Raw genomic sequence first — 17,631 nt, forward strand, 5'->3', positions numbered from 1 at the left:
AGTAGAAGCTGATTTAGGGATTGGAATTCTTTCCAGTCCTTTTTCCATTTTCTTGATGTGCATCAATTTTTTTGTAGTAAGAGACTTATATAATAAAAGCAGCGAATATAAACAAAATAAATAAAGGGGGAGAATGAATTGACTAAACATATCCATCATGAAATTGGCGACCACGCAGCCTGTATCCGCTTGGTTCCAATATTCAATCACTTAGAGGATAGCGCGATGAATTACATTGCTGAAAAAGCCCACACGAAACAGTATCAAAAAGGAGAGTTTCTGTTTCGTTCACAAGAAAAAGAGGATACTTTATATATTATCAATCGTGGGAAAATCCGTATTTATCGATTGGCAGACTCTGGCAAAGAGCAGCTAGTGCGGATCTTGAACCCTGGTGATTTCACCGGAGAATGGACCTTGTTCAACCCGGATGCAGTACACGAGGAATATGCCGAAGCAACCCGAGATACCGTTGTCTGTATGATTCAGCAAAAAGATGTCCAAGATTTTCTGGAACAATACCCAGCTATTTCTTTAAAACTATTGGCGGAAATGTCTAAACGGTTAGAAAGTTCAGAACGTCAAACGACACAAGTAGCCTTGGAGAGTGTCATTACCCGTTTAGTTTTGTTTTTGGCAGAAAATGTGGAACCTGAAATGGGCAACTCTCCCACCATCACCCTGCCGATGGAAAAAAAGGACATTGCTTCCTATTTAGGAACGACACCTGAGACCATCAGTCGCAAATTTGGAGAATTGGAGGACGAGGGATTGATTCAACAGCTGTCTGGGAAAAGGATCAAGATTCAGGATTTAGATGATTTATTGCTTTACAGCGAATAATCGGACACACTTTTTTCTACACGTTGGTGTTCTGTCGCTCTTCATTAACAACGGGACAGAACTCAGTGCTTTTGCTTCCATCTGTCCGTTTTTGGCTTTTTTAAGACAGAACGACCTTCATTCATTGGAAAAATAAAAGCACAAACATGATAACCCTCAAGTTTTTTTGTTTTATTTTTCTTTAAGATAGGGTTGTCGAACAAAACGTAAAAATAAGTAGGGGTGAATGTGCATTATTTTTGGGTGATAGTTGCCATCACGTTGTCAGCAGCGGGTGCATTCTTTGTCGTCCCTTTCACCAACAACACGATTGGCGGCGAAGCAAAAACGTCTAACGTTGTTGAGGCAGATAGGTTAGCTATGGAAAAAGAAGAGGAAGTTGTAAAAGGAGCCGGCGTAATCGGACACGGAAAAGTGGCGTATTACGAAGCGAGTGACCAGGGAGATAAAAGTGTATTCACTGTTTGGTTTCCATGGAGCTTAGCCGGAATCTTGTTCAGCATCACCATGACTAGAATGACGCGAAAAATTGAAGAAATGGAGCAAATAGAATGGAATTCGTATTAGGCGTTTTGAATCCCCATGCGGTGGAGATTGGTTCTATTGTGATTCATTGGTATGGAGTCATTATTGCAGCGGGCATATTAGCGGCTCTCCAGTTGAGCACCAAGGAAGCAAAGAAAAAAGGACTGGAAGAGGATACCATTATCGATATGGCCTTATGGGCAATTCCGATTGGACTCCTCGGCGCTCGGCTTTATTATGTGTTATTTGAACTTGGTTATTATCTGCAAAATCCAGGACAAATCCTTGCGATTTGGAATGGCGGCATTGCGATTTATGGGGGATTGATTGCAGGAGGGGGTACGCTATATTGGTATGCAAAGAAAAAAGGTACTTCTTTGGCACTCGTTCTTGATATTTTAGCGCCCAATGTATTGTTAGCCCAGTCCATTGGTCGTTGGGGCAATTTTATGAATCAGGAAGCTCATGGTGGACCGGTTACTCGTCAATTCTTGGAAAATCTTTATTTACCTGAATTTATCATTGAACAAATGAATATCAATGGTACCTACTACCATCCGACTTTTTTATACGAGTCATTGTGGAGTTTGTTGGGCTTTGTCCTCATCGTCACTATACGGAACCGAAAACAGCTTTTGCGTCAAGGAGAAGTCGCTTTGAGTTACGTTTTGTGGTACTCAGTGGGTCGGTTCTTCATTGAAGGTATGCGAACGGACAGTTTATGGATTGGCGAGTGGATCCGCGTTTCGCAAGCCTTGTCTCTGGCCCTGTTTATTGGCGCGATTGTAGTATGGTTTATACGCAGACAAGACTATCCACCAATTTCTTATTATTCTGATGGCAATAGGGGGCAGAAAAAGACTATTAAGATGGTGAATTGAGCAAAAAGATAAAAAGAAGTGCAAAACTTGATATGCGTCAATTTTCGTTTGCTAAAAGTGAGCTATACTACAGTTGTAAAGAGGAAAAGGCAGTGTTCATTAATCTGCTGCGGATAAAATAAAAACACATAAAGGAGATAGGAATTATGGAAAAAGCTATATTGCAATTAGAAACGTTGTCTTGTCCAAGTTGTATGCAAAAAATTGAAGGTGCCTTGAAATCAGTTAACGGTATTGATAAAGACAGCATTAAAGTATTATTCAACTCCAGCAAAGTCAAAACCAATTTTGATTCAGCTGTCACTTCGATTGAAGAGATTCAAAAAGCTATCGAAAACGTAGGCTATCCGGTCCTTAAAGCAAAAGTCAAGGCCGCTTAACAGATTAAATGAACTAGGCAATTCTGGAAGAAAAGCTATTTTTCCGGGATTGCTTTTTTGTTGCAATCCGATTCGAGGTGCTTAGAAACGATAAAAGAGAACTTTCTAAACTTGATAGCCGTAAATTTTTATTCGATAAAAAGAGGGTATCGTTATAACTGTAAAGAGGAATAAGTGTCATTGAGGCTGTTAGATCAAAAAAATAGTGAGAAGGGACACGTATTTTTTCAAAACTTGATGTCAGTCAATTAATTACTTAGGCAATTATCTTATACTGTGTTTATCAATAAAAGAGAAATTAAATTTGGAGGGAAAAAGCATGCAACAATATATATTAAGCAAGAAAAATGTTATCACCGTCATCAGTGGATTGTTAATCGCACTCGGTTTCTTCAGTCACTTTGTTTTAGAAAACGTAGGACTTTCAGAGTGGTCTTTGATCATCGCCTCTGTCTTTGGGATTACGCCAATTGCCATTCAAGCGCTTCAAGCAATGAAAGTCAAAGTCATCAGTATTGATGTCTTAGTCAGTATTGCAGCGATTGGTGCGCTTTTTATTCAAAATTATGAAGAATCGGCTATTGTCACGTTCTTATTCTTATTCGGACACTACTTGGAACAACGAACATTGAACCAAACGCGATCTGCTATCAAAGAATTGACTGAAATGGCACCCGAAAGCGCCTTGAAACAAATGGATAATGGCGAATTTGAAGAAGTAGAAGTGGATGATGTAGATGAAGGGGATATCTTGCTCGTTAAAACGGGTGCGAAAGTTCCAGTGGATGGCACAGTCCTTACGGGCGAAGGGCATATCAATGAAGCTAGCATTACAGGGGAAGCTGTTCCGGTCAACAAGCTAGCTGATGCAGAAGTTTTTGCAGGAACCATTTTAGAAAACGGAACGATTCAAATCAGAGCTGACCGAGTTGGTGAGGACACCACATTTGGAAAAATTATTGAACTCGTGGAAGAAGCACAAGATTCTAAATCCGAAGCGGAACGGTTCATTGATCGCTTTTCTAAATACTACACACCAGCTGTCTTGGTTCTGGCAATTGTTGTATGGGCGTTCAGTCAAAATATTGAGTTAGCAATCACCATCTTGGTTCTAGGTTGCCCAGGCGCATTAGTTATCGGAGTGCCTGTCTCAAACGTTGCCGGTATCGGGAATGGTGCTCGTAACGGTGTTCTTTTAAAAGGGAGTGAAGTCATTCAAGACTTCAGCAATGTGGATACAATTGTATTTGATAAGACAGGTACTTTAACTGTCGGAAACCCAACCGTTGCAGCGACTGAACTGTATGAAAAAGATTCTGCTGAAACGCTTGGCTATCTGGCCAGTGTGGAACGGGAATCAGATCATCCATTAGCAAAAGCGGTCTTAAATCAAATTGGAGAAACAAATTTTTATCCTGTTGAAGGAACTGAAGTCGTGAAAGGCGGCGGAATCGTTTCAAGTGTAGCTGGACATAGAGTGGCTGTTGGGAATGTGGCCTTGATGGAAAAAGAAAATGTCACTCTCAGCAAAAAAGTGCAAAAAGATGTCAAACGGTTTGAACAACAAGGGAACTCTCTCGTTTTGACAGCGGTCGACGGTGAATTAAAAGTACTGATGGGCATTCGCGATCAAGTCCGTCCGGGTGTGAAAGCTAATTTGCAGGAATTAAAAGACTTGGGCGTGAAAAATCTAGTCGTTCTTTCAGGAGATAACCAAGGAACCGTTGATGTGGTCGCCGGCGAACTTGGTTTGACCGAAGCTCACGGCCACATGTTGCCGGAAGACAAATCGGCTTATATCGGAAAACTTCAACAACGTGGTCAAATTGTAGCCTTTGTTGGAGATGGCGTTAACGATAGTCCGTCCTTAGCTTTAGCAGACATTGGAATCGCAATGGGAAGCGGAACGGACGTAGCGATTGAAACATCCGATGTCGTTTTAATGAACTCGAACTTCAGCAACTTGCCTCACGCATTAGGATTAGTAAAAGCCACCGCAAATAATATGAAACAAAATATCGTGATTTCAATTGGAGTAGTGTTGGTCTTGTTGACCAGCGTCTTCTTCAGCGAATGGATGAATATGTCTATCGGAATGTTGGTTCATGAAGGTAGTATCTTGGTGGTAATTTTCAATGGCATGAGATTAATGAAGTATAAGTTGAAAGGTCGAAAAGAACAAAAAGAAGTATCAGCACCTGCAGAGAAAGTAAAAATATCTTAAGAATAAATTAGAAGAGGCTGAGACAATAGTCCATCCTTGAAATGACAAAAGCGGAAACTCAGATTTTTAAATCTGGGATTTTCCGCTTTTTTGAGTTCTTGAAAAAAAAGGTTCTGTTGCAAAGTTTTAAATAAAGAATAAAATCCCTTACGGTATCTATGATTTAAGCTGGGATTCCCAATAATATCTTGATTTCAGTACAGACCGAAAACCCGAAGAGAGTGCCTTCTTTTCGGGTTTTCTTATATAATCCTCGGATGGCTTCCATGCCTTTAATCGTGGTAGAGGCAGTGCGTAAACTTCGATAGAATTTATTGCGTCTCTTTACTGGACGATGGTCTTGTTCAATCAAATTATTCAGGTATTTAATGGTACGATGTTCTGTCCCTTGATAAAAGCCGTATTCTTTTAGTTTCTTAAAGGCACTTGTAATAGAGTGGGCTTTATCTGTGACTACAACCTTCGGTTCATCAAACTGCTTCACTAACCGCTTAAGAAAAGCATAGGCTGCTTGTGTGTCCCGTTTTTTACGTAACCAAATATCCAAGGTTAAACCATCTGCATCGATGGCTCGATACAAATAATGCCATTTTCCTTTAATTTCGATGTACGTTTCATCCATTTTCCATGAATAAAAGGATTTTTTATTTTTCTTTTTCCAAATTTGATAGAGTAGTTTGCCATATTCTTGCACCCAACGATAAATCGTCGTATGAGAAACGTTAATGCCACGATCATATAAGATTTCTCGAACTTCACGATAGCTAAGGTTATAACGAAGATAGTAGCCCACGGCTACAATAATCACATCCTGCTGAAATTGCTTTCCTTTAAAATGATTCATCGTCATTCCTCCTGCTATCTTTTTCTATTATTCTACCTTATTTGATAGTAGATTTAAAACTTTGCAACAGAACCCTTATTTTTATGTTGTGTTTTTTTCGTATTATTATCAATGAGAGCTCATTCTGAAAGCAAATGATTTTGTCTATGTAACAAAAACAATAGATGATGTATAATGAATTTATACCATAAATGATGTACGAGGAGGTTAGATAGTGGATATAAATTTAGATGATTTGGATCTTATGTCGTTTCCAGAAGCAAGTGTTAGGTGGCGGAAAGAAAGAACCTATGTTACACAGCAGTATGCAAAATACCCGCATAAGTTTCTTGAAGGATCTACTGCTGCCATTGGCATGGGAACAAAAAAAACGTTTATCATTACTCGAGAGGGTATGGAGTATTTGATGAAGCAATCGGAGATCGAAGCAAATCAGGGTTCATGGCTAGTTAAAAGGCACTGGAACAGAACGATCGTTACATTTGATCAAACGGTTCATTCAGAGTCTGAAGCCCAGGAATTAATAATACGATTAATCCATTCAGAATTAGGAGACTCTTCCTTTAAAGTGACATTTGATAAGTATCAAAAGAATCCTATAAAGTGCCGAGTTATTCTTAAAGAAGGAACAATGTTTACCTATGAAATGGTTAGGTAGATGATTTATCTTGAAATAAAGAAAGGAAGTGTTGGGGAATGATTGGGTTGTTGGTTTTTTTTGGAATAATAATAATCAAGATTAATTTGTATTTATTCGCTTTTCCAGAGGTCAGTATATTCTTGGGTTTTATATTCGGGATTCTATTTCCGAAACCTTGGTTAATTGGAATTGACCCCTCACAAGGAGCGGAACAATTTAGTCCTTTTCAAGTGTATTATCCTTTATTCAAATTTAGTCATGAGCATATATTACCGTTGCATGTCGCCTTTCGAGTGGGCTTCATAGTTCTAATTCTTGGTGGTTACTATTTACTAGCAAAATATGTCCACATCAAAGGTATATATGTATTTCAAGTTGCTGGTGTTTTACTCGTTGGCTACCTGGCATATCTGACCATGACCCAGGGATTCGAACTCAGTTTGATTTGGAGTATCGTTTGGACGTTGATTGTTACGTTTATTGCTTCAGGAATGCGTTACACAATATTTTATCCGCTAAAATCTAAAGAGTAGCTACATAGATGGAAATCTCAAGCAAATAGAGCGATTTTATCTATAAACTTACTCGTTCAGAGTTTTGAAATGAGCTTAGAATGCTGTTTGATGCACCATTTTTATAGTAAAGTTCCGCATGCTGGGGCAATTGAATACAAAAAGACCGCTGGATTTATTCCAACGGTCAGTGAGCTGATTGGAATACATTTTTAATGTATCAACTCAAAGATAGTTTATCAAAAAAAATTACCAGCCACAATAACGACTGGTAACGGACATATATGGGAACCCAGTTTCCGCTAGGTATATGTGGAATATATCAAGGATAAGCTATCACAGCAAGATTAATGCTTTTAGAAAAAGTCATCAAACGGAAGAGACAGAGGAGGAACAAGAATATGACAGAATTCATTGTCCACTACAGTATTCAAGAGGAACCAAATAAAGTACTTAATTCAGATCTGCGGCAGTCACTTGTGATCGAAGCGAAGAGTGAAGAGGATGCGAAGAAAAAGCTCTATGAAGTTGAAACTCGAAAGGTCAACTATATTTCTTCAGTCAGCCTATTTACATGGAATGGGAGAAACTCAAATAATATACTGACAAAAGAAAAGTAAACAAAAAAGCAGCAATCCCCATCGTCAAGGGGATTGCTGCTTTTAATTATTCCTGATACGGAATCACGAAGTAATCATAGTGGATACGCTCTGCTGCTCGCTCAATGTAGAAGCAGAAGCGCTCGATCCCTTCTTCTGCTACCGTACGTTGGCCGCAACCGAGGATCTGTTCTAAAAAGAAGGCACGATCAATATAGTGCAATTCGTACAGTTTGATTAACGTCATATCATCCATCAGTCTCACCTTCTTCATCATAAAAAGCTTGATAGAACTCGTCTTTTTCCATTTCGATTTCCGCTGAAGCCTGGTGATTCTCGATGCGTTGTTTGTCTTCCGCAAACATATCTGTCTCAAACCATTTGCTTGTTTCATTGATTACTACGTGTCGCACGTCTTCCCAGTAGATTATTTGATCGTTAAAAACAAAGTAATCTTGGTAGGCCTCCCCTTTGAAATAACCGGATAACTCATCCAAAAGGCGGCCAAATTCATCTAGCAAGTTAAGTTGTACAATTACTTCCCTATTACTAAGAAAAGATTCTGACAAAACCGCATCAATGCGCTCTCGTGTCATTTGCGGACGTGCGTCATTGCTTTTTAACGCATATTCTTCATTGGCACGAACACCTTTCATGAGATCATCGAGGGCGTACGCGGTTCCCCACTTTAGCCCGAAGGGTCGATCGTGAAAGTCGTTGTAGTCTTTGAATTCTTTTTTAGTTCGGTGTACCATTTGACTCACTCTCGATTCCAGACATCCCGCCGGCATGCCCTCCGACTAAGGTCGAACGTTCTATTGCCCTTGATCCAGGCATATAGCTATGCGCATGCACGATGGATTTAAACCCGTATTTCTTTCGGATCGTATCGACAATAAAATCGATTTTAAAGTCGTTGATTTGCTCCTCTGGTTCCTGAAAAAGATTCAATTGCAGCGTGTTTGTAAAGGTGAGTTTCGAGCAGTTCACACCGATATTTCGCACGTCTTGTCTTCGATAATGCCTGGCGAAGACAATCAGCAGCGCTTCCGCAATCTCCTTACTGGAATTCGTTAGAGGAATCTTGATTTGTTGATGGAATCCTCTTTTATCCGGATTTTGATAGTCTATGTACCCCATGGAATAGCCGACCCAAAGAGAGACGCAGGCCGTTTTGGCTCCTGATCGACGCAAACGAGTACCTACTTGGTCGGCCATTTCTTTAATAACCACCTCGATTTCGTCTCGTCGTGTATAGTCTCTATTCAATACCTGGCTGTTTCCTATAGATTTAGATTTAGGCGTGTATTTCTGACCAATGAAGCTACGATCGATGCCCCAGGCTTTTGCATAAAGTTCCGTACCAATCACACCTAGTTGTGTCTTCAAGCGCCAATAATCCGCGTGAGCAAACTCATAAGCTGTTCGAATACCCATTTGTTGCAGACGCTTTTTTGTCCGCTTGGCTATGCCACAAAATTCTGTCAAATCGGTGATTGTCCAGAGCTTTTCTGGAACATCTTCATAGCGAATTTCCGCACGCATATTGCGGCTTGCTTTACTATAGAGATCAAGAGCTGCTTTCGCCAGCCAACAGTTGTCGCCTATCCCGACAGTCGTGTAGATTCCTGTTGTTTGGCAGACGTCAATTTGAATAAGACGAGCAAGTTCGTCCGCTGTTTGGCAGCCATATAATTTCAACGAGTCGGTGACATCAAGAAATGATTCGTCCACGGAAAACACAGAATGATTGTTTTCGTCAGCATACTTTCGGTAAACATTGTTTATTTCCATATTCTTTTTCATGTAGTAAGACATTCTAGGTGCTGCAATGATCAAATCATCGGGATAAGGAAAAGGGAGATCTCTGGCACGCGACACGTTAGAAATGCCGTATTCCTTCTTTGCAGCCGGTGACGATGCCAGAATCAAGCCACTTCCCCTCTCTTCTGGATTGTCTGAAGGATAGCTCATAACCACCAACTTTGTTGTGAGAGGATTAAGACCACGCTCAACGCATTCTACTGAAGAATAAAAACTTTTACAGTCGATACACAAAATATCGAGGCTAGGTTCTTTTTCATAAATGAATTTTGGATTATCATTCCAATCCATGATAAGCACCTCCTAAATAAGAATGAAACGAACATGCGTTCGGTTAGATTTAATCATGGTACTACAAAAAAGTCAATCAGAATTAACTAAGGATTTTCATGTATGCGTTTTGTTGATATGATGGTAACAAAAACTATTTTGGAAGGTGATTATATGAATGAAGAGCAATCCGCCGCATTCAAATCAATGAAAAATCAGTTAAAGTCTGTACAATTTACACCAATACAAGCATTAACCATGGGATTGTCTTATTTTAAGGGCGGATACTATGAAAATCTTACTGAGGATGAATTTGAAGCAGTAGTAAAGATGTTTGTTGAGAAGTATATGTAATTGCTTAATGTTTACACAGAAACTAAAAAGGCTACCTGTTAAAAAATAAGGATTCGAGGTGCTAATTATTCTTGATAATTTGATTTTTGCTGCTATGCATAAAAAGCCTTACGGGAAAAGGTATGATCCTTGTGATCAATCAAAATACAAACACTTTACTTCAATTGACATGGCAATTAAATGGGCAAGAAAATATTATAGTGATTGGTCTAGAAAATACGAAGATATTTATGGACCCGGAAATACGAATGATTTAATCAATTATATGGAGAACTTTTGGACGCATGATCCTATCAGAAACTATTGTGGTTATGGATCGTTAAAGCTAAATGGGTATTTGAGAAAGACATCTCGAATCTTTATCGATCAGTCTAACTATAATGACGCATTAGTTACCTTGTTGCTGTTTGCTCCTAGAATTCCTGAAAATGTAGTGGTGTATCGCTATGTACCCGATATAGTTATTAAAGCAGTCTTGAAAGAAAATAAAGCTGGTCGTCACTACACAGATAACGGGTTCATGAGCTGTAGGTTACTATTTGATCCTAAGGATAAAGAATTTTTCAACTATGAAAATGTTTTGGAACTTCATGTAGATAAACACACAGTTGGAGCTTATGTAAATTTAATTCAAGGATGTGAACGTTATGAATACGAGCTTCTAATTTTACGGAATGCACAAATGTTTTTGATAGATTATCCGTATGAACGGGAGAATCGAATGGTTTATCCTATGAGGTTAAGAAACATTACTGATTCAATTAGTCCCTTTTTTTCATAAATTTATAAAAGTGAATGTAACACAAACGGATTGTATTTTTTTAGAAAAAAGACGTCTATCCTTATGGTTTTAAAGAGAATAAAGGCAAATGATTTATTGAACAATAAAAACACTGAATACCATATTAGTTGAAAGTTTTTCTAGAAAATGGTATATTAATTAGATTAATAGAATAACTAAAAGGTTGAGCGTATGCTTCAAGACAAGTCTTCCAAGGGTGAGGAAGGGTCTTTAAGTTTGCGCTTTTTTTTTGTAAAAATAGGAGGACAATTTTTTGAACTATTATAAAAAAAAGAAAGAGTCAATTTTAAATGAGTTTTCTGTTCAATCAAATCGTGGATTAACTAAAGAGCAAGTGTTAAATCACCGAGAACTGTATGGAGAAAATAAGCTCCCTGAGGAAACTGAAGATTCATATTTGAAAGTTTTTCTAAAAAGTTTTAAAGAACCCATCGTTATTGTTTTATTGGGCGCGGTCGCCCTCTCTTTTCTAAGCTCGTATTATGCTTTTCAAATACAAGGCGATAAGCATCATGGAGTTGAGGCACTTTACGAGGCAATTGCGATTTTGTTTTTGATTTTAATTAATGCATGTCTAGGGTTTTGGCAGGAAATTAGTGCTAGAAAAAGTTTAGATGCTTTAAAAGAAATGAATAATCGACAAACTACTGTTCTACGAGATTCAAAGTGGGGGAAAATATTGGCAAACGACTTAGTCGTAGGCGATATTGTTAGGGTTCAAGTAGGGGATTTTGTAGAGGCTGACGTACGCTGGATAGTTTCTGAAGAATTACAAGTAGTCGAATCACATTTGACTGGTGAGACGGATGCGATATTGAAAATGACGGACGTTATTGAAGAGACAGTTGAACCCGCAGATCAGACAAATATGGGATTTTCGGGTTCAACAGTTACAAATGGTCAAGGGTTAGGTATTGTAGTTGGAGTTGGAGAAAACACAGAATTAGGAAATATTGTACACATGATTCAATCTGTCGAATCAAAAAAATCTCCGTTGCAAAGTACTGTAAATCAGTTGACACGAATTCTTATGATGATTTCAGGCGGTATAGTCGTATTAACCTTTATTGTAGGGATAATTCGTGCTGGAGAATTTAACATTACAGCGATTTCTTCTGTATTATCGACATCGATTGCACTTGCAGTTGCCTCTATACCTGATGCTTTACCAGCGGTTTTATCTATTGTATTAACAATAGGGGCTGCTAAAATGGCTAAAAATAAAGGTCTGGTTAAATCTTTAAATAGTGTTGAAACATTAGGTAGCATGTCCTATGTTTGTTCTGATAAAACAGGGACGCTGACTAAAAATGAAATGACTGTAATAAAATTTACAGCGAATGGCAACGACTATGAGGTTAGCGGAACAGGGTATTCACCTATTGGAACAATTAGAAGTAAAATAGATCAGCCAATAACTAAGACAGAGGAATTCTTATATGGTGCTATTTTGTGCAACGATTCAATTGTTAGAGAAATCGAGGGAGAGTTTAAACCTTTGGGAAATCCAACAGAAGTTGCTTTAACGGTATTAGGGCAAAAGGCAGGAATCAAAAAATCAGATCTAATTGAAGAGTATTCGGTCATTCGTACATTGCCATTCACAAGTAGTCGTAAAATGATGAGTATTATTGTCAAAAACGAAGAAGGATACAAATTATATACAAAAGGTGCCCCAGATATTTTGTTAACAAACAGTAAGGGAGTATTAGTAGATACTATTATTGATTATTCGGAAGAAGCTAAACAAGCATTTAATAATAATATTGAAAAGTATGCTGATCAAGCATTACGTACTTTAGCGGTAGCACATCGAACTTTAACTAAAGAAGAAGCTATGAATGCCGACGTTACAGAATTAGAGCAGAATTTAATCCTTAGTGGTGTGGCGGGGATTATAGATCCAGCTAGAGAAGAAGTGAAAGAATCAATAAAAACGCTTCATGAAGCGAATATTGAAGTTGTAATGATTACAGGTGATCACGAAAAAACTGCCCGTGCGATTGCCTACGAGTTAGGGATCGTTATTGATAAAAATGCTCCAGTAATTAAAGGAATAGAATTAGAAAACATGACTGATGAAGATCTATTTAAAATAGTTAGATTAACCAATGTCTATGCTCGGGTTTCCCCAGAGCACAAGCAAAGAATTGTTAAACAATTACAAGCTCACAACCAAGTTGTTGCAATGACAGGAGATGGCGTGAACGATGCACCAGCGCTTCGTGCAGCTGATATTGGGATTGCTATGGGGATTGCTGGGACAGAAGTTACGAAAGATTCTGCTGACTTGATTCTATTAGATGATAAATTTACTACAATTGAAAAGTCAGTCCATAGCGGGCGTACTATTTATGGGAATATAAAAAACTTTATGCGCCATGAGCTAACAACAAATGTTGCTGAAGTTTTATCCCTGCTTATCGGGTTATTCTTCTTTACTAATACAATCGATAATGTTTCAGGAGCAACTCCGACATTAACAGCTCTAATGGTACTATGGGTTAACATGGTTAGTGATGCAGTCCCTTCGTTTTCCTTAGGATATGATATTGCTGAATCTGATATCATGAAAGATCATCCACGTAATTTGAACGAATCAATTTTGGCTAATTATACATGGTCTAGAGTACTAATACGAGGAACAGTAATGGGACTGATGGTGTTTTTAGGATTTTGGCTTGCTGCCAAATCTGGTTTGTCTAGTAATGAAGCGCAAACAGTGGCCTTCTTAACTCTTGTTTATGGTCAACTTTGGCATGTCTTTGATGCAAGAAGTTCAAAAACTTTATTTAGAAGGAACCCTTTCAGCAATAAACGTTTGATTTTGGCCGTATCTTTTGCAGCGATTTCATCATTTTTAGTTACGATAATTCCATTTTTTAATATTGTTATGGGGACCGCGCCTTTAAGCACTCCTATATATCTACTAGTCTTATTTATTCCTGCATTACCAACACTAATATTGTCCGGAATTAAGGAACTATTTAATATTAAGATATGGTGAACAAAGATTTTACTAAAATTACAATATAAATAAAAGTGGCAACTACAAAGCATTCCTTTTTGAGGTTAAAAGTCGATCAATCACAACATTTTATTTCCTATTCTAAATCATATATCCTAAATAAGTATGAGTACTTTAAGAAGAAAGAGGATGAAAAATAATGGAGTTCATAGGGGTTTTATGTCTGATCTTAGTCAGCACTACTATAGCGGGGCACTTTTCAAGGCGGTTGGGCATTCCTGCTGTTATCGGACAGTTATTAGTGGGCATTTTGTTAGGTAACGCCGGATTAAAAATAGTTCATCCAGATATTTTAGTAGAAGATTTTTCCGAAATCGGAGTTATACTTTTAATGTTTCTAGCGGGGTTAGAAAGTGATCTTTCTTTACTGCGAAAATATTTTCGTCCAGGAATGTATGTAGCTGTTTTAGGTATCTTGTTTCCGGTCATATTAGGAACATTAGGTGGTAGTTTTTCCCATATTGCGTTAAACGAATCTTTTTACTTAGGTCTGATTTTAGCAGCTACGTCTGTTAGTATTTCAGTAGAAGTATTGAAAGAATTAAATGTTGTTAATACAAAAGAGGGATCTACAATCTTAGGAGCTTCTGTGGTTGATGATATATTAGTAGTTTTAATTGTCAGTCTAAGCATGTCTTTTTTAGGAGCATCAGGAGATAACAATCAAACACTAGGGATTATGCTAGTTGAACAAGTATTCTTCTTTATAGGAATCTATTTATTCATTCGTTGGGGCGCGCCTTATCTAATGCGATTAAGTAACAAATTGTTAGCTGAATCTTCAGTAATTATTGTTTCTCTTATTTTGTGTTTGAGCATGTCCTATTTAGCCAATCTTATTGGATTAAGTTCTGTTATAGGGTCTTTTTTTGCAGGTGTTGCTATTGGGCAAACAAAGGTGTGGAAAGAAGTTCAATATAATATTGAAGCGATAGGTTATGCTGTTTTTATTCCTGTCTTCTTTGTGAGTATTGGCTTAGAAGTTACTTTTACAGGAATTGGAAAGCAACTGATATTAATCCTGTTTTTGACCCTTTTAGCGATTATTTCAAAATTGTTCGGAGGATACTTCGGAGGGAAACTAGCAGGATTCAATAATCATAGTAGTTTGATGGTTGGCTCTGGGATGATCTCCCGAGGAGAAATGGCTTTAATCATTGTTCAATTGGGTGTTCAAGCTCATTTAGTTAGCAAAGAGTATTATTCTGCTTTTATATTGGTAATCCTGTTTACAACACTATGCTCCCCATTTTTATTAAAGCATTTCACAAAAAAACTCTACTAAAGTTAACTATGTGTAGTGATAATATACTCCTATAATATGATTGCAGAAACTTTATTCTTAATCTTATTATAGGAGTATATTGCTTTTTTACCTAGATATTTTGTGTTTTTTAACTCCAAAACTGATCAGAAATATGGTACGCTTTTCATAAGTATTAATCATACTTCATAGAAAGTAGATAAGTGAAAAATACTTGTATTAATATTTAGATGTACCTAGTTTCTTAAACATGAAGGATAATAATGAGAACTAATAAAAAAAAGAGAATCAGAAAAAAAAATTCTACAGCTAGAACAATTACGATGATTTTTACCTGTATCATTGTTATAGGAACTGTTTTATTAAAACTTCCTCTAAGTTCTAAATACGGACAAAACATTAGTTGGATAGATTCATTTTTTATTGCAACATCCGCTACTTGCGTTACTGGGTTATCTCCTCTTGCTATTCACAACCAATTCAATGCGTTCGGTCAAATAGTTATTTTATTTTTGATTGAAATTGGGGGAATAGGTTTCATGTCTATCCCTGTACTGTTTTTTTCTATTCGACGCAAAAGAATCAATTTTAGTACCCGAATTTTATTAAGGGACTCAATGAATTTAGAAACCAAGTCTGGTGAATTTAAGTTAGCCTTATCAATCCTCAAAATTTCTTTTCTCATCCAATTTATAGGAGCTACAATTTTATCTTCTCAATTTATTCCTAAATATGGAATACCCCAAGGAATTTGGTTTGGCATTTTCCATGCTATATCCGCTTTTTGTAATGCTGGTTTTGATTTGTTTGGGAATAGTCTGATTTCATTTACTGAAATGCCAATTGTTTTATTGACAATTAGTCTCCTTATAGTTTTTGGTGGGTTAGGTTTTATCGTTTGGATTGATCTTCTTCAAATAAGAAGAAAGAGACTGAGTTTACAAAGTAAATTAGCTTTAGCAACAACAATCATGCTAATCCTAATAGGATGTACATTCTTTTCTAGGACTATTGAATATCAAGGCTCCATTATCAATAATATTTCAAATATTTTTTTCCTAGCGATAACCCCAAGAACAGCGGGTTTCTTCACTTTAAATTACGGAACAATTAAACAGTACGAATTAATGATTACGATGGTTTTAATGTTTATTGGGGGAACATCTGGATCAACAGCAGGTGGATTAAAAACAACGACGTTTTCTATCTTAATGCTAAAAGTTTTTAGTGTTTTTAAAGGGAAAGAAAGAACGGATATATTTTATCGATCAATAAATGAAGCAACCATTTCAAAAGCTATGACCTTATTTGCGCTATCTTTAATCATATGTACTGCTAGTATTTTCATATTATCTATTACTGAAGTATCCGAGCAGTCGAATTTAATTACGATAACTTTTGAGGTAATATCCGCATTAGGCACCGTAGGTCTTTCCGCAGGTATAACGCCTACGCTAACTATAGTAGGTAAACTCGTTATTATTTTCTTAATGTTTATCGGAAGAGTAGGAAGCTTGACTGTTATAGCCTCTTTAAACAATAAGAGCAATGAACAAGAGGCAAAAATAAAATATCCCGAGGAAATAATCATGTTGGGTTGATGAGCTCCCCTATTTAATATTGAATAGAGGTAAAACAATGATTAAAAATGTATGCAGAAAATATCCTAAAGATAGACATCAACGAATGTAACATAATCTGATTGTGTTACATTTGATGAATTAAATCTATTAGATCGATATACCAATATGAAGCATTAACATTGATAAAGAAAATTATCGATGTTAATGCTTTTTTGGTTCTATTGATTATTCATCAAGCATAAAAAATACAGAAACGATTGACGATTTATAGATATTCATCTATATTAATGCATAGATAAGCGTCTATGTTTAGGAGGATTAAGTATGAACTATGATGAAATGTCAGTAATGCTTAAAGCACTTGCTGATCCAAAACGGTTAAAAATCATTGATATATTGTCTTGTGGCAGCTTATGCGCATGCGATATTTTAGATCATTTTGATTTTACTCAACCGACCCTTTCACACCATATGAAAGTATTAGAAAAAGTTGGTATTGTGCTTGTTACCAAAGATGGAACATGGCACAGATATCAATTGACAGATAGCTTTGTAGATCAATTTATGGGTTCAATGATGCAATTATTTTCTAATGAAGAGAATTGCATTTGTGATACATCAAACTGTAATTGTAAAGGAGAAAAAGAAGATGAAAAAATTGGAACTATTTGAACCAGCAATGTGTTGCTCAACAGGAGTGTGTGGACCTTCTGTAGACGAAGAATTACTCATGGTGACTTCAGTTTTTGAGACATTTGAGGGAATAGATTCAGTAGAAGCTTCACGTCATAATCTTACAAGTGATCCAGATGCTTTTGTTAATAACTCCACGATTTTAAAGTTGTTACAAGAAAAAGGAAATGATATTTTACCAGTTACATTGCTAGACGGAGAAATTGTCAAAGAAGGATCTTATCCTACGTTAGAAGAATTTGGAAAATATGGTGCGATTCACTTTGTTGCTCAGCCGGTTAATAACTCTGGTGGATGCTGTGGAGGAAATGATGGAAGCGAAGGCTGTTGTTAACAGCCTCTTTTCTAGTTTAAGTAAGGAGGAG

Annotated in this window: 19 protein-coding genes; 15 read left to right on the forward strand and 4 right to left on the reverse strand. The window is 37.1% G+C overall.

From position 1 onward, the window contains the following. The first annotated feature begins 138 nt into the window (after positions 1–138). From IGI66_RS18540 to IGI66_RS18560, 5 genes are all read left to right on the forward strand, one after another. Complete coding sequence (locus IGI66_RS18540; RefSeq protein ID WP_114526125.1) at positions 139–843, forward strand: Crp/Fnr family transcriptional regulator; 705 nt, start codon at positions 139–141, stop codon at positions 841–843. Between the two features lie 228 nt (positions 844–1,071). Beyond that, entirely contained in the window at positions 1,072–1,410 is a 339-nt protein-coding gene (locus tag IGI66_RS18545; RefSeq protein WP_114526126.1) for a hypothetical protein, read from the forward strand. Continuing rightward, on the forward strand, positions 1,395–2,249 hold the full coding sequence (gene lgt / locus IGI66_RS18550; RefSeq protein ID WP_438849901.1) for a prolipoprotein diacylglyceryl transferase: 855 nt from the start codon (positions 1,395–1,397) through the stop codon (positions 2,247–2,249). Before IGI66_RS18545 ends, lgt begins: the two co-directional genes overlap by 16 nt. A gap of 146 nt (positions 2,250–2,395) precedes the next feature. Beyond that, positions 2,396–2,629 (forward strand): heavy-metal-associated domain-containing protein, encoded by a 234-nt coding sequence (locus IGI66_RS18555; protein ID WP_003125439.1) that lies wholly within the window; start codon positions 2,396–2,398, stop codon positions 2,627–2,629. Between the two features lie 319 nt (positions 2,630–2,948). Continuing rightward, positions 2,949–4,853, forward strand: a complete 1,905-nt coding sequence (locus IGI66_RS18560) for a heavy metal translocating P-type ATPase (protein ID WP_438849902.1) — start codon at positions 2,949–2,951, stop codon at positions 4,851–4,853. 163 nt (positions 4,854–5,016) lie between these two features. On the opposite strand, the gene IGI66_RS18565 is transcribed toward IGI66_RS18560, so the two are convergent. Further along, entirely contained in the window at positions 5,017–5,697 is a 681-nt protein-coding gene (locus IGI66_RS18565; RefSeq protein WP_438849903.1) for an IS6-like element IS1216 family transposase, read from the reverse strand. 214 nt (positions 5,698–5,911) lie between these two features. On the opposite strand from IGI66_RS18565, the gene IGI66_RS18570 reads away from it, so the two are divergent. From IGI66_RS18570 to IGI66_RS18580, 3 genes are all read left to right on the forward strand, one after another. Then, complete coding sequence (locus IGI66_RS18570; RefSeq protein ID WP_438849904.1) at positions 5,912–6,355, forward strand: hypothetical protein; 444 nt, start codon at positions 5,912–5,914, stop codon at positions 6,353–6,355. Between the two features lie 38 nt (positions 6,356–6,393). After that, positions 6,394–6,870 carry a hypothetical protein gene (locus IGI66_RS18575; protein ID WP_438849905.1) on the forward strand — a complete coding sequence of 159 codons (477 nt, stop codon included), beginning with the start codon at positions 6,394–6,396 and terminating at the stop codon, positions 6,868–6,870. Between the two features lie 380 nt (positions 6,871–7,250). Next, entirely contained in the window at positions 7,251–7,469 is a 219-nt protein-coding gene (locus IGI66_RS18580; RefSeq protein WP_431381128.1) for a hypothetical protein, read from the forward strand. Positions 7,470–7,515: 46 nt separating this feature from the next. Here the strand turns inward: IGI66_RS18580 and IGI66_RS18585 are convergent, their stop codons facing one another. From IGI66_RS18585 to IGI66_RS18595, 3 genes are read right to left on the reverse strand one after another with little or no spacing between them, the layout of a single operon-like run. Continuing rightward, positions 7,516–7,704, reverse strand: a complete 189-nt coding sequence (locus IGI66_RS18585) for a hypothetical protein (protein WP_438849906.1) — start codon at positions 7,702–7,704, stop codon at positions 7,516–7,518. After that, the gene (locus IGI66_RS18590) at positions 7,697–8,203 is read right to left on the reverse strand and encodes a hypothetical protein (RefSeq protein WP_438849907.1); all 507 of its coding nucleotides are present in this window, start codon (positions 8,201–8,203) and stop codon (positions 7,697–7,699) included. The genes IGI66_RS18585 and IGI66_RS18590 overlap by 8 nt, the downstream gene beginning before the upstream one ends. Further along, entirely contained in the window at positions 8,187–9,563 is a 1,377-nt protein-coding gene (locus IGI66_RS18595) for a Y-family DNA polymerase (RefSeq protein ID WP_438849908.1), read from the reverse strand. Before IGI66_RS18595 ends, IGI66_RS18590 begins: the two co-directional genes overlap by 17 nt. Before the next feature lie 102 nt (positions 9,564–9,665). Here IGI66_RS18595 and IGI66_RS18600 point away from each other — a divergent pair, with 102 nt between their 5' ends. The 7 genes from IGI66_RS18600 (at position 9,666) to arsD (ending at position 17,600) form a co-directional block, all read left to right on the forward strand. Continuing rightward, a complete protein-coding gene (locus IGI66_RS18600) occupies positions 9,666–9,896 on the forward strand; it encodes a hypothetical protein (protein WP_438849909.1) in 231 nt (76 codons plus the stop codon). Between the two features lie 58 nt (positions 9,897–9,954). Beyond that, positions 9,955–10,677, forward strand: coding sequence for an ADP-ribosyltransferase (locus IGI66_RS18605; protein WP_438849910.1), 723 nt, complete (start codon positions 9,955–9,957; stop codon positions 10,675–10,677). Between the two features lie 274 nt (positions 10,678–10,951). Beyond that, positions 10,952–13,705: a cation-translocating P-type ATPase gene (locus tag IGI66_RS18610; RefSeq protein ID WP_316408169.1), complete on the forward strand. Its 2,754-nt coding sequence runs from the start codon at positions 10,952–10,954 to the stop codon at positions 13,703–13,705. A 160-nt stretch (positions 13,706–13,865) separates the two neighbouring features. Beyond that, positions 13,866–15,011 (forward strand): cation:proton antiporter, encoded by a 1,146-nt coding sequence (locus IGI66_RS18615; RefSeq protein ID WP_438849911.1) that lies wholly within the window; start codon positions 13,866–13,868, stop codon positions 15,009–15,011. 242 nt (positions 15,012–15,253) lie between these two features. Then, complete coding sequence (locus tag IGI66_RS18620; protein WP_316408168.1) at positions 15,254–16,591, forward strand: TrkH family potassium uptake protein; 1,338 nt, start codon at positions 15,254–15,256, stop codon at positions 16,589–16,591. Between the two features lie 306 nt (positions 16,592–16,897). Next, positions 16,898–17,245, forward strand: coding sequence for an ArsR/SmtB family transcription factor (locus IGI66_RS18625; RefSeq protein WP_071862930.1), 348 nt, complete (start codon positions 16,898–16,900; stop codon positions 17,243–17,245). Beyond that, entirely contained in the window at positions 17,223–17,600 is a 378-nt protein-coding gene (gene arsD, locus IGI66_RS18630) for an arsenite efflux transporter metallochaperone ArsD (RefSeq protein WP_071862931.1), read from the forward strand. The genes IGI66_RS18625 and arsD overlap by 23 nt, the downstream gene beginning before the upstream one ends. Positions 17,601–17,631 lie beyond the last annotated feature (31 nt).

The organism is Enterococcus sp. AZ048 (assembly GCF_051715125.1).
GTDB lineage: Bacteria > Bacillota > Bacilli > Lactobacillales > Enterococcaceae > Enterococcus_A > Enterococcus_A gilvus.

Coding starts and splice junctions, on each gene's coding strand:
- IGI66_RS18600 (WP_438849909.1), top strand. CDS start 9,666: ATGCGTTTTGTTGATATGATGGTAACAAAAACTATTTTGGAAGGTGAT.
- IGI66_RS18585 (WP_438849906.1), bottom strand. CDS start 7,704: ATGGATGATATGACGTTAATCAAACTGTACGAATTGCACTATATTGAT.
- IGI66_RS18560 (WP_438849902.1), top strand. CDS start 2,949: ATGCAACAATATATATTAAGCAAGAAAAATGTTATCACCGTCATCAGT.
- IGI66_RS18555 (WP_003125439.1), top strand. CDS start 2,396: ATGGAAAAAGCTATATTGCAATTAGAAACGTTGTCTTGTCCAAGTTGT.
- arsD (WP_071862931.1), top strand. CDS start 17,223: ATGAAAAAATTGGAACTATTTGAACCAGCAATGTGTTGCTCAACAGGA.
- IGI66_RS18595 (WP_438849908.1), bottom strand. CDS start 9,563: ATGGATTGGAATGATAATCCAAAATTCATTTATGAAAAAGAACCTAGC.
- IGI66_RS18615 (WP_438849911.1), top strand. CDS start 13,866: ATGGAGTTCATAGGGGTTTTATGTCTGATCTTAGTCAGCACTACTATA.
- IGI66_RS18575 (WP_438849905.1), top strand. CDS start 6,394: ATGATTGGGTTGTTGGTTTTTTTTGGAATAATAATAATCAAGATTAAT.
- IGI66_RS18625 (WP_071862930.1), top strand. CDS start 16,898: ATGAACTATGATGAAATGTCAGTAATGCTTAAAGCACTTGCTGATCCA.
- lgt (WP_438849901.1), top strand. CDS start 1,395: ATGGAATTCGTATTAGGCGTTTTGAATCCCCATGCGGTGGAGATTGGT.
- IGI66_RS18620 (WP_316408168.1), top strand. CDS start 15,254: ATGAGAACTAATAAAAAAAAGAGAATCAGAAAAAAAAATTCTACAGCT.
- IGI66_RS18590 (WP_438849907.1), bottom strand. CDS start 8,203: ATGGTACACCGAACTAAAAAAGAATTCAAAGACTACAACGACTTTCAC.
- IGI66_RS18565 (WP_438849903.1), bottom strand. CDS start 5,697: ATGAATCATTTTAAAGGAAAGCAATTTCAGCAGGATGTGATTATTGTA.
- IGI66_RS18580 (WP_431381128.1), top strand. CDS start 7,251: ATGACAGAATTCATTGTCCACTACAGTATTCAAGAGGAACCAAATAAA.